Source organism: Bacillus massiliigorillae (genome assembly GCF_000380245.2).
Classification (GTDB): domain Bacteria; phylum Bacillota; class Bacilli; order Bacillales; family DSM-1321; genus Bacillus_AD; species Bacillus_AD massiliigorillae.
Genome location: NZ_HG428741.1, coordinates 39,919 through 55,167, shown reverse-complemented (window position 1 = coordinate 55,167; position 15,249 = coordinate 39,919). Strand labels below are relative to the sequence as shown.

14 protein-coding genes are annotated in these 15,249 nt (G+C 36.3%); 5 read left to right on the top strand and 9 right to left on the bottom strand.

Features of this window, described 5'->3' with window-relative positions; genetic code table 11:
* Window positions 1-80: 80 nt before the first annotated feature.
* Window positions 81-1,715, bottom strand: coding sequence for an alkaline phosphatase (locus TX86_RS00285; protein ID WP_042345188.1), 1,635 nt, complete (start codon window positions 1,713-1,715; stop codon window positions 81-83).
* A 170-nt stretch (window positions 1,716-1,885) separates the two neighbouring features.
* On the bottom strand, window positions 1,886-2,149 hold the full coding sequence (locus TX86_RS00280; RefSeq protein ID WP_042345187.1) for a DUF2524 family protein: 264 nt from the start codon (window positions 2,147-2,149) through the stop codon (window positions 1,886-1,888).
* A 175-nt stretch (window positions 2,150-2,324) separates the two neighbouring features.
* Here TX86_RS00280 and mnmL point away from each other — a divergent pair, with 175 nt between their 5' ends.
* On the top strand, window positions 2,325-3,296 hold the full coding sequence (gene mnmL, locus TX86_RS00275; RefSeq protein ID WP_042345185.1) for a tRNA modification radical SAM protein MnmL/YtqA: 972 nt from the start codon (window positions 2,325-2,327) through the stop codon (window positions 3,294-3,296).
* On the top strand, window positions 3,286-3,858 hold the full coding sequence (gene mnmM, locus TX86_RS00270) for a tRNA 5-(aminomethyl)-2-thiouridylate-methyltransferase MnmM (RefSeq protein WP_042345183.1): 573 nt from the start codon (window positions 3,286-3,288) through the stop codon (window positions 3,856-3,858). The genes mnmL and mnmM overlap by 11 nt, the downstream gene beginning before the upstream one ends.
* 39 nt (window positions 3,859-3,897) lie before the next feature.
* Here the strand turns inward: mnmM and nadD are convergent, their stop codons facing one another.
* The 4 genes from nadD to TX86_RS00250 all read right to left on the bottom strand — a co-directional run bounded on the left by nadD (window position 3,898) and on the right by TX86_RS00250 (window position 8,538).
* Window positions 3,898-4,620, bottom strand: coding sequence for a nicotinate (nicotinamide) nucleotide adenylyltransferase (gene nadD, locus TX86_RS00265; RefSeq protein WP_042345181.1), 723 nt, complete (start codon window positions 4,618-4,620; stop codon window positions 3,898-3,900).
* A gap of 37 nt (window positions 4,621-4,657) precedes the next feature.
* Window positions 4,658-6,145 carry a nicotinate phosphoribosyltransferase gene (locus TX86_RS00260; RefSeq protein ID WP_042345180.1) on the bottom strand — a complete coding sequence of 496 codons (1,488 nt, stop codon included), beginning with the start codon at window positions 6,143-6,145 and terminating at the stop codon, window positions 4,658-4,660.
* 207 nt (window positions 6,146-6,352) lie between these two features.
* The gene (locus TX86_RS00255; protein WP_042345179.1) at window positions 6,353-7,150 is read right to left on the bottom strand and encodes an NUDIX hydrolase; all 798 of its coding nucleotides are present in this window, start codon (window positions 7,148-7,150) and stop codon (window positions 6,353-6,355) included.
* Between the two features lie 158 nt (window positions 7,151-7,308).
* Entirely contained in the window at window positions 7,309-8,538 is a 1,230-nt protein-coding gene (locus TX86_RS00250; protein ID WP_154663025.1) for an AraC family transcriptional regulator, read from the bottom strand.
* A 203-nt stretch (window positions 8,539-8,741) separates the two neighbouring features.
* On the opposite strand from TX86_RS00250, the gene TX86_RS00245 reads away from it, so the two are divergent.
* Complete coding sequence (locus TX86_RS00245; RefSeq protein ID WP_042345177.1) at window positions 8,742-9,092, top strand: hypothetical protein; 351 nt, start codon at window positions 8,742-8,744, stop codon at window positions 9,090-9,092.
* Window positions 9,089-10,654, top strand: a complete 1,566-nt coding sequence (locus TX86_RS00240; protein ID WP_042345175.1) for a sodium/solute symporter — start codon at window positions 9,089-9,091, stop codon at window positions 10,652-10,654. The genes TX86_RS00245 and TX86_RS00240 overlap by 4 nt, the downstream gene beginning before the upstream one ends.
* A gap of 235 nt (window positions 10,655-10,889) precedes the next feature.
* Here TX86_RS00240 and tbcS read toward each other — a convergent pair whose 3' ends face one another.
* Complete coding sequence (tbcS, locus tag TX86_RS00235) at window positions 10,890-11,984, bottom strand: tetraprenyl-beta-curcumene synthase (protein WP_042345174.1); 1,095 nt, start codon at window positions 11,982-11,984, stop codon at window positions 10,890-10,892.
* Between the two features lie 18 nt (window positions 11,985-12,002).
* The gene (locus TX86_RS00230; RefSeq protein ID WP_042345173.1) at window positions 12,003-12,806 is read right to left on the bottom strand and encodes an alpha/beta hydrolase; all 804 of its coding nucleotides are present in this window, start codon (window positions 12,804-12,806) and stop codon (window positions 12,003-12,005) included.
* Window positions 12,807-12,955: 149 nt separating this feature from the next.
* Between TX86_RS00230 and TX86_RS00225 the strand changes: the two genes are divergently transcribed.
* Window positions 12,956-13,471 carry a gamma carbonic anhydrase gene (locus TX86_RS00225; RefSeq protein WP_439096715.1) on the top strand — a complete coding sequence of 172 codons (516 nt, stop codon included), beginning with the start codon at window positions 12,956-12,958 and terminating at the stop codon, window positions 13,469-13,471.
* Window positions 13,472-13,930: 459 nt separating this feature from the next.
* Here TX86_RS00225 and TX86_RS00220 read toward each other — a convergent pair whose 3' ends face one another.
* The gene (locus tag TX86_RS00220; protein ID WP_042345171.1) at window positions 13,931-15,085 is read right to left on the bottom strand and encodes a glycerate kinase family protein; all 1,155 of its coding nucleotides are present in this window, start codon (window positions 15,083-15,085) and stop codon (window positions 13,931-13,933) included.
* Between the last annotated feature and the right edge of the window lie 164 nt (window positions 15,086-15,249).

Here is a 15,249-nt window from a genome sequence, read left to right as displayed (position 1 = left end):
TTCATAATAAATGAAGCGAAAAATATTCTCGTTTCATTCATTATAAAGGTTACTTTCTCACACAGACCATAGAAAATCACTTATTTCTCTGCGACTTCTAACGCTTCATTCGAAACATAGAAGCCTTTTCCGTTATATACGGATACATCCTTTAATACATGTAATTGTCCATTTTTACTTAAAACATTTTTATTTTGTGGTATTTCAATATTGATGTTCTCTTTGGTAGCTTTAAATACGATGTTATGTGGATTTGAATGATCTACTTCAGTCACATAGCCACGACCACGAAAAAGTGCATTTGCATCCATAAACATTTCTTCATTTAACTCATCTAATGAAACACCCATGTATTGTGACAGTACGCGAGCTATATCAATATTTTCAATCGTTCCTGTAGGTCTTCCAGGTCCATAAGAATACAGTATGACATCTTCACCTGTATGTCCGTTGGTCGTAAATCCTAAATGGGCTCTTTGTGCTAACATTTGTACCATTTGTTTCTTTAGATTCGTCGCTTTCTTTAAAGAATTTAGCTCTGCGACAGTCAAATTTGTTAAACCATATTGAGCTGCTACAAACTCTATGTTTGAACGATTTTCATTCAAGTCCTGTAAGGCACCTTCAAGGGAACGTTTCGCTTCCCTTAATGGTGCAATATAATCAGCCACTGGAGTAAATGGATAAGAAGTCGATGTATCTCTATTTCCCATTCTAATCCCACTATTCCCATGATCAGCTACAGCAACAACAAGCGTATGAGCATCTTTCTTCGCAAATGCTACAGCTTCCTGTACCGCCGCTTCAAAAGCTAATGTTTCACTAATCATCCCAATAGGATCATTATTATGTGCTGCCCAATCGCCTTTACTACCTTCCACCATTAAAAAGAAACCATCACGATCACGAGATAAAACTTGGATCGCTTTCTTCGTCATGTCTGAAAGTGTAGGCTCTTTCGTTTTTTCTACACGATCAATATGATAAGGTAACGAATCGTAGGCAAATGCACCCCAAATCTTATTACTTTTACTACTCATTAAAGCTTCTTTATTCTCAACAAAGTCATATCCCTTATCATTGATGACTTTAACTAAATTTTCTCCATCTTTACGCGCTCGGTTATGCTCACCTGGGAGAAGTGACGCTTTACCTCCGCCTAGTATAACATCCATCCCTTGGTACACCTGCTGTTCCGCAATATCCGAGTAATTCTCTCGATGAATCGTATGGCTTGAAAATGCAGCTGGCGTCGCATGTTGAATTTCCGATGTAGCGACAATTCCTGTTGCTTTTCCTAGTCGTTTTGCACCTTCTAAGATATTAGCAATAGGCTTCATCTTGTCATGCTCATCCACTTTAGGAACATTAGGCGACGTTACAATCGAAGGTAAAACACCAACATATTTATCATTCGATTTATAACCCGTCGCCATCGCTGTTGCAGCAGGTGCCGAGTCAGAAATGGCTGACTCGGCAGAATATGTACGGACTGCACCCGATGCCAAAGCATCTAAAGCAAGTCTTTCCCCCTTATACCATCTCGATAGCGTAAGAGTATCTATGCTTGTTCCATCCATAATCATCATAATGACATTTGTTGGCTTTACCACAACTGCTTTTGCTTCCACATTCTCAGGTTCTTCTTTTGTAAAAACAAAACCACTAAAAGCCATGATTCCTGCCAACACAACTATAAAGACCTTCGTTTTCATCAACTCGCCATCCCTTCATTAATGAAATACAACTCCAGTATAAAAAATTCATATTAACTCTTTATATTGGTACATTTAAGAATCTGTAAATAAAAGAATCAGTGCTTACTCATCAAGCATAAAAGGCGTCCCAAAAGTAATTAATACTCACTTTCGAGACAGCCTCAACATCAATGCCTTAACGTAATCATATCGTGTTGCATTTGTTCGATTTGTATCTTCATTCGATTCAATTGCTCACGTTGTTGATCATTACAACTGTGTGCCATTAGCTGTAATTCATTCGCAGCAAGCTGTAATAATTGCTGACTTTGGATATAGTCTTCATCATTATAATGCTCTTGCTTCGCTGCCTCTGAATATTGCTGGTTTGCAATTTCTAGAGCTTCATTACAATGAAGTAAACAATTATCAACGGATTCTCTAGTCGCCATATTACTAATCCTCCTACTTTAAATCATGCTTACATTGGTAGTATGTGAAACATCCAAGCACACTATTTTAGTAATAATTAGCTTGTTTGAAAAATAAAGCTGAATGGAATATAGACGTTATTTCATGTTACAATATTCTTTATGCTGAATTTCTTTCATTAAGGAGGTTTCTGATTTGAATCAGAATAACCCGTTTCCATATGCAAGTGATGATAAACGATATCACACTTGGAATTATCATTTACGAAAAACCTTTGGACATAAAGTATTTAAAGTAGCATTAGACGGTGGTTTCGACTGCCCGAACCGTGATGGCACAGTTGCACACGGAGGCTGTACATTTTGTAGCGCTGCAGGATCAGGCGATTTTGCTGGCAATCGTGTAGATTCTATCGAGAAGCAATTTGCCGATGTTAAAGATAAAATGCATCAAAAGTGGCGTGATGGAAAGTATATGGCTTATTTCCAAGCTTATACGAATACCCATGCTCCTCTTGAAGTATTAAAACAAAAGTTCGAGCCAGCACTGGAACAAGAAGGTGTTGTCGGCTTATCAATTGCAACACGTCCTGACTGTTTACCAGATGACGTAGTCGAGTATTTGGCTGAATTAAATGAACGTACGTATTTATGGGTAGAACTTGGATTACAAACAGTTCATGAAAAAACAGCTCGTATTATTAACAGAGCACATGATTACCCAACTTATGTAGAGGGTGTAGAGAAGCTACGTAAGCATAATATTCGCATTTGTTCTCACATCATTAATGGTCTTCCTCTTGAGACACCAGAAATGATGTTGGAAACAGCCAAAGAAGTAGCGAAGTTAGATGTACAAGGCATCAAAATCCATTTGTTACACCTCTTAAAAGGAACACCAATGGTGAAGCAATATGAAAAAGGATTATTACAATTCCTTTCATTTGAAGAGTACATTAATCTTGTTGTCGATCAATTAGAGATTATTCCTCCAGAAATGATTGTTCACCGCATTACAGGTGATGGACCGATTGATTTAATGATTGGACCAATGTGGAGCGTTAATAAATGGGAAGTTTTAAATGCAATTGATGCGGAGTTAAAACGTAGAAATAGCTGGCAAGGCAAATACTATAATCGTGTTGGAGGCGTGACAAGTGAAGCTTGATCGTATCCTTCCATTTGCGAGACTTTTATTAGAGAAGGCTGTATCGCCTGGTGATATCACCATTGATGCTACAGCTGGTAACGGACATGATACTCTTTATTTAACAAAGCTTGTCGGAGAAGAAGGGCATGTCTATGCTTTCGATATTCAAGAACAAGCGATAAACAAAACAAGAGCAAAGCTAGAAGAAAATCAAAGTGCCCATTTAGCTACTTTATTTCTAGATAGCCATGACCAATTAAAAAATAAACTTCCTCAAGCAGAGAACCGAAAACTAACAGGTGCAATCTTCAATCTTGGCTATTTACCTGGTGGAGATAAAGAGGTTGTAACAGTTGCTCACTCAACAATTGCTGCAATTGAACAATTGTTAGAGCTTATGGAAATAGAAGGCATCATCGTTCTTGTTGTTTATCATGGACATCCAGAAGGGGCAATTGAACGTGATGAGTTAATGCAATATGTAACATCTCTTCCACAAGAGAAAGCACATGTATTGCATTACGGATTTATGAATCAAGTCAATTCACCACCTTTTATTATTGCGATTGAAAAAAGATAAGGAGTATGCACCTTCGAGGTGTATGCTCCTTATCTTTTTTCACCTAATGACCTTATTATATAAGTTATGCATTTTCATATAATTATAACAATCGTCTGGAACTAAATATCTAGGCTCTCCACCTTTAGCAAGTTCTTCTCTAATATAGGTAGAGGAAATCTCCATTGATAACCCTTTATCTAATAATTGAAAGCGTCCATCATCATGATTTCTTAATAAAGGTGACTTACTTATCGTTTGCAGCATATCAATTTCATTTCGAGCCATAACAATAAATTGCGTACTTTCAACTAATTCTTCAGCCATCCTCCATTTACCCTCTGCAATATCAACTAAAAGGTCAGCACCAATTACAAAAAACAACTCAGCATTCGGAAACACTTCCTTAAAATGCTGCATCGTGTAATATGTATATTGCTTTCCAGGAGGTACATAAAATTCATAAGTATCTAAAATAAATTTCGGATTATCAGCAATCGCCATTTCTACCATCTTTTGACGATGTTCATCATTTGTTTGTAACGTTTTATCAATCCGATTTCCATTAGAAGGCAGAAATATAATATAATCTAATTTCTTTCGATGTGCGACTGTAGAAGCTGTCCATAAATGAACATTTGTAATTGGATCAAAAGAAGAACCATATATCCCTATACGTATTCCTTGTTTGAATAAACCATCCAAACCTCCCTTATTACCTATAGGGTGGTTTGGATTTAACTCATTAAAATAATGAACGTATTGTTCAACCGTTTTTCCCATCACTTAACCTCCGTCTATTCCGATCAAGCAATATTCTTTATTTTTCTTCAACAATCTTAGCAACTTGCTTTTTCACTCTTCTAATATTATCCATTTTATTATCCCAACATTTTTGACTTAAATCGACAGGATACTCTGCTGGATTCATCGAACGTTTATATTCTTCCCATAATAATTCCATGTTGCTCATGGCATAAGCCTGAATTTCGTATATATTCGGAAGGTCATATACTAATTTCCCATCAACTATAATATCCTTAAGCAAGTTTTTCGCTTCAAAATTCATTACATACTTACTAATATACGTATGCGTTGGATGAAACATGTTAATAAGTTTTTCCTGTTCAGGAAATTCATCCTTCATCGTAATATAATCCCCTTCAGAATGATGATTATTCAAATTAATAATACGATAAAGTTTCTTTAGTCCTGGTGTACTTACCTTTTCTGGGTTAGCGCTAATCTTAATTGTATCTAACATATTTCCATGCTCATCTTCAATAGCTACAATTTTATAGACCGCTCCTAAAGCAGCTTGATCAAAAGCTGTAATCAATTTTGTGCCGACTCCCCAAATATCAATTTTTGCACCTTGAGCTTTCAAGTTCAGAATGGTGTACTCATCTAAATCATTCGATGCCACAATCTTTGTATTTGGATAGCCTGCCTCATCTAATAATTTTCTTGCTTCAATTGACAAATATGCCATGTCACCACTGTCTAAACGAATACCTTTAAATTCAATTTGATCTTTAAATTCATTCGCTACACGAATAGCCGCAGGTACCCCTGAGCGCAGCGTATCATACGTATCAACAAGTGGGATGAAATCTTTATTTTCTCTTCTTAAACAACTTTCAGCATATTTCTTCATGGCAACATAATCATCTCGATATGTTTGAATCATTGAGTGAGCATGTGTCCCCGATACGGGGATACCGAATAATTTTCCCGCTCTATAATTACTCGTAGCATCAAAGCCTCCAATGAAAGCTGCTCTCGTACCCCAAATAGCAGCATCCATTTCATGAGCGCGACGAGATCCAAACTCCATTGCTGTTTGTTTTCCTATAACTTGTTTAATTCTTGATGCTTTTGTGGCAATTAACATTTGATAATTAACAATGTTTAAAAGCGCTGTTTCAATCAGTTGTGCTTCAGCTAAGGTTGATTCAACTTGTAGAAGTGGTTCATTCGCAAAAGCTAGTTCACCCTCCACCATTGATCGAATCGTACCTGTGAAACGAATACCTTTCAAATACTCTAGATAATCCTCTTCATAGCCGACTTCTTCACGTAGATACTCAATATCACTGTCACTAAATCTATAATCACGCAAATATTCAATAATTCTTTCTAACCCTGCAAAAATACCGTAGCCATTATTAAATGGAAGCTTCCTGCAATATAATTCAAATACCGCTTTCCGATTATGAACATTATCGTGCCAGTATGTTTCTACCATATTTAACTGATATGCATCTGTGTGTAAAGCTAAACTATCATCACTATATTTTCTATTCATTATGTGCCTCCTCGTATAAACGACAATCCGTGTATATTTATCAAAATATCTTTCATTTCTATACCCTAAATAAGATAATTTAGTACAAATTAAACGACATACATTCTTTCTCCATATATTGCCCTGAAGTTTAATAAGTTAAAGCTATTACTTTAGTTATATAAATAAGTTATAACTCATTTCTAATAGACAGCGTTGCTATTTTCCTTATTTATAAATACTCTTCTTCACATAATCATTCGTAAATCTGTATAACTTAGTAGGCTGTTTAGCGAATCGCTTCTGTCTTTTCACTTCGCCATATACATCTTTTACTTCTTCAATAAATGATAAGCTTTTCGCCTTCCGATGAAAGTTAGGATATGATTCAATTGCTTTTTCTCCTGCAACACTTACGACCAAATGCCAAAGTTCAGAAAGAGTAAATTCCTTCGGTAAGAACTCTTTAGCCAAAGTTGTTTGCATCATATCTTCTTGCACCTGTCGCAATGCATCACGAATAATAACTTCATGATCAAATGCCAATGGTAATTGAAAGATTTCCTCCATATCGAAAACTTCTACTTCCATAGCATCATCAGCAGCTTTTCGTAATTCTATATAATTCATAGGAACTAACGCATAATGGGCATTTGATATAATCCATCCTCTTGGATCTCTACCTGGAGCATCATAGACTCCAAAATGTTTTACATGAACACCACTTATAGTTGTTTCCTCCAACAACTCTCGAACCGCTCCTTCATATGCCGATTCATCTGGTTGTATAAAGCCACCTGGTAAAGCCCATTTCCCTCCTTCAATATTCGGCTTTCCTTCCCCATTCACCAGCGCTCGCTTAATTAACATTAATTTCAGTACTTGCTCCTGTGAATGAGCATTTTTAGGAACAATTGTAAAAACAGCTATATCACTTGTATATCCAGCAGGTGTTTCATACTTTTTCACATCATATTCTTTTAGCGCATCTTGTGCAGAAACCGTTTCTACATCTTTGTTGCTCATAAAAATTATACATCTCCTTAATAAAACATGATGATAAAACTATTATCAATTATCATTATGATAATTGTATTATATGCCAAACAGAAAAATCTGACAATAAATAATTATAAAAAGCAGATCTCAATATCGTTTCATAACGATTTTTGAAATCTGCTTCTTTATTTAAAGATTGTTTCATACGTTGCGCGATATTCACTAGGGGAAAGCCCAACTAGTTTTTTGAATGTACTACTATAGTAATTCGGCGTATTAAAACCTGTTTCTGCAGAAATTTGTTCTATTGTATGATTGGTTGTTCTTAAAAAGGTTAATGATTTATAAATCTTTATAAATGCCACATAATCTACATAGCTCTTACCTGTTTCCTTTTTAAACATTCGGCTAAAATGCGTGACACTAAAATTCATAAAAGACGCAGCATCACTAATTGTTATATTATTAGTACAATTTTGTTCTATAAAGCTGATTGTTTTTAATAACTCTGGATTTTTCGTAATTCCATCGAAATATCGCAATTGAACATGATTAGGAGCCGGCATCCTTCGCGCTTTCCTAGCTTGTCCATACGAATGATGTAATAATAATGGCTCTTGATATGTCTCTCCAATGCCTACGTAAACATAAATTCCATACTTTTCTTTTAATAAATAAATGATATGGAACATTAAGTCTTCACCTTGTAACCATTGTTTAAAGGAGGAATATTCTTCTGGTATTCGCATTAATATAAGCAAATGCTTTTGATAGGGTAGAAATGATACATGAGGGACTAAAGTTATAAAATGCTCTCTAATAACTTCTTTAATGAGCGAGCTCGCTCCTTTTTTTCCATCTGGTAATTCCTTTAATGAAAAACTTTGGAGCAATAATACGACGTTTGGTATTGCTTTTGAAGGCAAAAACGTCCTTGCTTCTATCACTTCAGTCTCTGATGCTATCTCTCCTCTTAATAGCCTTCTTAGAAAGGCTTCCTGAAAGGGAGCATTATCACTATCTGATATTTGTGCGTATAAATCGGTATATGTAAACGCAATATTTTGCTTCTGAATAAATCTTGTTCTCATCTTCTTAGCAGTTCTTAAAAAAATGCTTTTTTGCAAAGGCTTTACTAATATGGATTGTAATTTCAAATCGATGGCTAGAGCTGATGTATGCGACAATTTTGGACATAGAATTGGACAGATCATACTAGTTGAACATTTCTTTTGTAATCGCCGAATCTTCACCCAATCAAAAATCTTGACTACTTCTACAAAATAAATATCAGCTTGTTGATGATCTAATGTTTCACTAATATGAAAACGACTAGGTAAACTATCGTGTAACCAATTTATTATCTTCTTACGTTCATTATCATCTGCCATTAATAATTGGATTCGCAACAACAATTATCACCTCATAAAAAAGCCCTTTAATTACACTATTTTACACTAAAATTGCGAAAATTAGCAAATTTTTGTATATTTCGAGCAACAGACTGTAAGGTAACAGCCCTTTTTTTACAATACAATTATAGTACAGTAGTAGTTCCGCACAACAAAAGGGGGGACAAATTCTGCGGGTAAAAATGGGCAAAAGGGGAGATTAAGTTATGGCAAGTGAATTTTCAGAGTACGACTATGTCGAAGCAGGAACGATTGAGTATAGTAAACTACCACCGCTAGATGCTGAGACAAACAGAATTATGAAAGCTGAGTTTAAGACAGGTTTTTCATTAACAATATTTTACTTTATTTTCATCTTTTCCATTCCAGTAATGAACTGGCATTTTCCAGATTTCGCATGGTCGAAACTTTGGGGTGGTATGAGTGTATCCTGGTTTATTACTAGTGTTGTCGCAATGGCAATGGCATTCATTATTGCCTATGTTCACACTACATTATATGAAAAGCGTTTAAAAAAATATGCACTCACTAGTCAAGAAGGGAGAAAACTTGGATGAGCATGTTATTAGAACCCAAAATGATACTGACAATTCTCCTAATGGGAACAATTGTTTATATCACTTACTTGACTAAGAAAAGCGCAACTGCTTCTGACTATTTCGTTGGTGGTAGAAGCTTTGGTTGGTTTACAAATGGATCAGCAATCGGTGGAGACTACTTAAGTGCTGCAACATTCTTAGGAATCGCAGGTTTAACGTTCCAATTAGGTTACGATGGCGCATACTACGCTTTCTGTTTCTCTATCGGCTTAACACTATTAGCCATCTTCGTAGCAGGACCTTTAAGAAAGTTCGGTGCCTATACAGTTGCCGATTTCCTAGCTTACCGTTTCCATAGTAAGCGTGCACGAATTGCGGCTGTAGCAGTAGTTCTTTCTATTTCTGGTTTCTATGCAGCTCCACAGCTTTTAGGTGCTGCCCAAATCTTAAGTATGTTCTTTGGTACAAGTTATGAATTCGGAATTATATTTACATGTGTAGTTATGATTTTCTATGTTGGTGTAGGTGGTATGAAAGGTACAACTATCAACCAAGCACTTGAATTATGGATTCGTCTTGGTGCATTCGTAATCATGTTAATCGTTGCATTGTACGGCGGACTTCATTATGATAAGATCCTTCATGCAATTAACTCTTTCAGCGGTCCAATCGAAGGTACATCACCTTACGCATTGGATGGTAAAGACCAAGTTTTTGATGGACAAGCATGGTCAGGAACAGGATTCTATTTCCCAACATTTTGGCAAACAATTAGTATGACAATCGGTCTTGCATTAGGAACAATTGGATTACCTCATATTCTATTACGTTTCTATACAAATCCAAGTGCAAAAGCAGCTCGTAAATCAGCTCTTATGGCTATCGGAATTGCAAGCGTTTTCTTCTTACTCGCAGTTTATTTAGGAGTTGTAGGTCGTTCTATTTTCCTTTCTGGTGATGCTAGTACAGAAGTAATAAAAGACCTTGTACAAGGTGGTAATAACATGGTTATTCCTTCAACTGCACAAGGTTTAGGTGGAGAATGGCTACTTGGATTAGTTATTGCAGGTGCATTTGCTGCGATTTTCTCGAACCTTTCAGGTCTATTCATCACAAGTTCAGGAGCACTCGCTCATGACTTATATGCAACATTCTTCCGTAAAAATATCAGTGAAAAAGAACGTGTAATCGCTGGTAAAGTAGCAATCGTAATCTTAGGTTTCTTATACGGTGCTTTAGGTTTATTAGTTAAAGATGCTTCTATCGGACATCTAGTTGCCCTTGCCTTTACCGTTGCAGCAAGTACCTTTACACCTATTTTCATCCTTGGTATTTGGTGGCGAGGAATGACTGAAAAAGGTGCTATTGCAGGTCTTGTAATCGGATTACTTGTTTCAATGTGGATGATTTTCTTACCAAACACATTACCAACATTCTTACAATTCAAAATCCCTGGTCTAATAACAGTTCCGGTAGGCTTCTTATCTGTATGGATTGTATCTATGATTGACCGTAAAGTTCCTGCAGACGTTAATGAATTCATGAAGAAAGTACACTCCCAAGAAACAGAAGCAAGTTAATAAGAAAAGCGGAAGCGCCTGTTTAGCTCCGTATCTTCTTCCGCCCACCTACTGAGATAAAGGAAACACGAGGAGACGATAGTCAATTCGATGTGGACTTATCGTAGGGAGGTTGGTGAAGTCCACTAGGAGCTGGGCAGGTATAAGGTGTAAGGTTAGACACCACACAAAACTATTTATCTTTATAAAACTACAACGCCCACATAACATCATGTGGGCGCTCATTATTAATTTCTTATTTCAACGTAGCTACTACAAACTTACTCGGTAACATCTTTTTAACGGTACGATAAAACTTAGCATTAATATAAAAAAACTGCGACTGCATCCCACCAAGCTTAACCATTTTCTTCGCTAATACTTTTGTTTCTTTTTTCTCGTCCACTTTTTCATCAGATAAATATAGACCTAATAATCCACGGTGAATCAGTTTATGAAATCCCTTATGCGGAAGAAGATCTAAATATTGATCTGCCTTTTGAACAAAATGAGACATACGGGCAAATAGTTCCTGATTGTTTTCATAATAGAAACAAAAATTCAAATCTCCACCATCTAAATCTTCTTGTTGATCGATAAAATAATCGAGCATTATATGCAATCCTTGAATATAAGGAAAATATCCATTACGTATTTGCTCTGCATGATCATGTTTAAAATCATCTCGTAGAGCATATGAAATCAAGCAAAAAATCCCTAAGGTTGAACCTGAACAAGCTGAAAATTCGTACCAAGACATTTTAGGAAGATTACTTTTATGTAAAGAAAACCAATTTTTCAACCTTAATTCACGTTCATTCACATGCACGTGTTTATGGACCTGTAAATCAGAATAGTACGAACACAACTCTTGCAAATATCCCTCTATATGTTCAAAATTCTCTAGTTTACGTAAAAATGATTGACATGTTGAGACTAATTTTTTTAAATAACCTCCATCATCTTGATCTTCACGAAAACGATAATAATTGACCTCGGGGGAATTTGTTTGCAGCGAATGGAACATTGATTCGTGAAGTACAGTGAAGTCTTGATCATCCAAAGATGTACTACGATCACATAAATTATCTAAATAATCGCTAATCGTTTGATATGCAATAATGAATGAAATAGCTTCTGACTTACGATTTTCAGCAAGAAGAGCAAAAATCGCTCCTCCTTCACAATGAAAATCTTTATTCTCTATACTATCTATTGCTTGCTGTCTTAATTCTGGATTGGGAATCTTCCGTGCTTCCTCTTTCCAATAATGCAGTTCCTTCTGCACCTTTGGAAAAATCCCTTTATATACTTTATTCATTAACATTAAAGGTGTCGTAGGAATACTCAAATTACTTTTCCTCCTTAATTACACAACGTACCCTAAATTACGAAGTGCGTTTTCAACAAAACCCTTTGCATAATAAAATACATCTTCCTTTTCCGGCTCACTAAATAATTCATGGTATAGTCCATGCCATTCTTTATATGCTTTTTCGCTACATTGCGTATAATTAAACCATTCTTTAACCGAATGTCTATCCACAATTTTATCATCTCCAGCTTGCATTAGCAGAAGTGGAACATCTGATAAATCAGGAATATTTTCAAAAGCTTCCTTCACATTTGTTAGCAATTCATGATACCAACGAACAGATACTTTCGTTATGTACAACGAATCATTCGCGCTTGATTCACGCACTTCCGGATCTCTCGTTACCATGTCAATTGTTATACCAGTAGTTGCTTTAAAGCTTGGATAAGCAAGATTCAATACAGCTGATGCAGCATGAATAGCCTTAGATGGATAACTTACAAGCCCTAGACATGGAGAGGATAATATAAGCCCCGCAACATTTACTTCCATTTCCTGTAGTAAACGTATAGCTATTAGCCCTCCCATACTATGTCCTAGTAAAAAGATAGGCAAATGATACTCATATGCTTCCTGAATCCAATCTTTAACCTCTATTATATATTCTTCAAAAGAATTAATATGACCTCTCTTCGAACGAGTGGTTAATCCTTGTCCCGGTAAATCCCCCATTATGACATGGTAGCCGGCAGAGCGCCACATTTCCACTAACCATTTATAGCGGCCTTGATGTTCCATGGCTCCATGCACTATAACAATAACAGCCTTTGCATCCCCATCGGCTTCCCATTTATACATGTTGCTTGTTACCTCCTTATTAAGAAAAGCATAACTCTATTTTAAATCAATCCCCTATCGAAGGAAAGATATTGTACATATGTTAATTTTCAATATAAACTACCAATAGAATACTAATTCCACGAAATACACAAAGGGAGATGTGCATAATGATAGTTTATCCTTTTCACGAAAAAAAACCCGAAATTCACGACAGTGTATATCTTGCTGAAAACGCTGTAGTAACAGGGGATGTGAAGATTGGAGAGGAATCCAGTATATGGTTCAATACTGTTATTCGAGGTGATGTAGCACCCACTATTATTGGAAAAAAAGTGAATGTTCAAGATAATTCTGTTCTACATCAAAGCCCAAATAACCCGCTCATTTTAGAAGATGAGGTAACAGTTGGTCATAGCGTGATATTACATAGCTGCACAGTAAAAAAAGGTGCACTAATCGGCATGGGCTCTATCATTCTTGACGGGGCAGTTATTGGAGAAGGAGCCTTTATTGGAGCAGGAAGCCTAGTCCCACAAGGTAAAGTCATTCCACCAAACTCAATGGCATTCGGAAGACCAGCAAAAGTAATACGACCAACAAATGAAGCCGATATTCAAGATATGCTGCGAGTAAGCAGAGAATACGCAGAAAAAGGACAATATTATAAGTCTATTCAAGAATAATAAGAAAAGCGCAAGCGCCCGTTTGGCGACGTATAGATTGGAGCACTTCGACTGAGATAAAGGAAACACGAAGAGGCGATAGCTGATTCGATGTTGACTTATCGTAGGGAGATGGGCGAAATCTATACGTCACTGGGCGATGGAGCTAGACACCGCACAAATTTATATACTTTCTTATCTGTTAAGAAATACCGTCACCGGTCTTTTTTGATTGATGCTTCTTGATTTACATCCAATCAAAAAAGAGCTATGCGGCAGAAATAAGACGAGCTGTTCTTGAAAACCCGCACTTGGTTTTCAAAAGAGGTTGGCTTATTTCCGAGCATAGCAGGTGTAAGGTTAGACACTACACAAAATTATATACATTCTTATCTTTTAAAATCAGCCCACAGAAATTAAACTTACGGTCTCCTCTTATTTTTATGTAGTTAATTCTTATTAGCAAATATTAAGCCTCATTTACTTTCTTATTGAACTAATAGCCTGCACTAATCTAATAATCTGTTCAGTAGTTATTTGAAGTTGCTTACTTGTTACTTGTTGCGACATAGCATCTGCTAAATTGCGACATTCTGTTTGGATGGAAAAGACAGCATCCAAATATTGATTTAATTCATGTAATTCTGTATCAATTCGACCAGCTATACCGATAACCACTTTATGATGTTTCTTGGCCAGTTTCGCTACTCCAACAGGAACCTTGCCCATAACAGATTGCCCGTCAAGGCTACCTTCCCCCGTAATAATTAAGTCTGCTTCTTTGATTTTCCCTTCTAATCCGACCATATTTATAATCAAATCAATACCAGATTGAATATTCGCATCAAGCATACTAGCTAAAGCCCCTCCAAGACCACCTGCTGCTCCAGCACCTTTAACATCTTGAACATTGCGTTTGTATTTCTTTTCAATCAACTTAGCAAATTTGAACATAGCTGCCTCTAAAAGAATCATTTGCTCACGAGTGGCTCCCTTTTGACGAGAAAAAATTTGAACGGCACCTTGTTCACCATAAAAAGGATTCGTCACATCACTCATAACCGTAAATGTACACTCCTTCAATTCACTCATTACTTGTGAATCATTAAAGTCTTCCACTCTAACTAGCGGATTCCTGCTAATTCCAATGACCTCTCCCTTTTCATCGAAGAACTTCCAGCCTAATGCTTGAAGCATACCAATTCCAGCATCATTAGTGGCGCTTCCTCCTAAGGTAAGATAGAATTTACGATATCCCTTTGCAAGAGCATCTTTAATTAATTCTCCAAGTCCAAAACTGTTTGTATTCAAAGGATTTCTCGACTGTAGAGGAACAAGATTTAACCCTGTACTTTGGGCACTCTCGATGATTACACAATCTTCACCTCGAACCGATATTACTGCATAGGAAGCTTCTATTATATTCATTAATGGATCATGAACAGATACATTTACTCTTTCACCACCATTTGCATGAAGTAATACCTCAACTGTTCCTTCACCACCGTCCGCAATTCCAACAATTTCAACATTCGCATGAGGCGCAGAATTTATAATACCTTGCTTAATTTCTTGTCCCACTTGAAGTGATGATAACGAGCCTTTGAATGAATCAGTAGCTACAACAATCTTCACACCATTCCCCTCCAAGATTTATATTTCTTACATATTATTATTCACAAAAGAAAGAGAAATCACAATAACTCATCTTAAACATACTGTTAGTCCACTAAGTAAAAGTAAAATTAAAATTGAAATGAAACCGACTTCGAATGGTTTTAAAAGCATAAAAGGCGTCC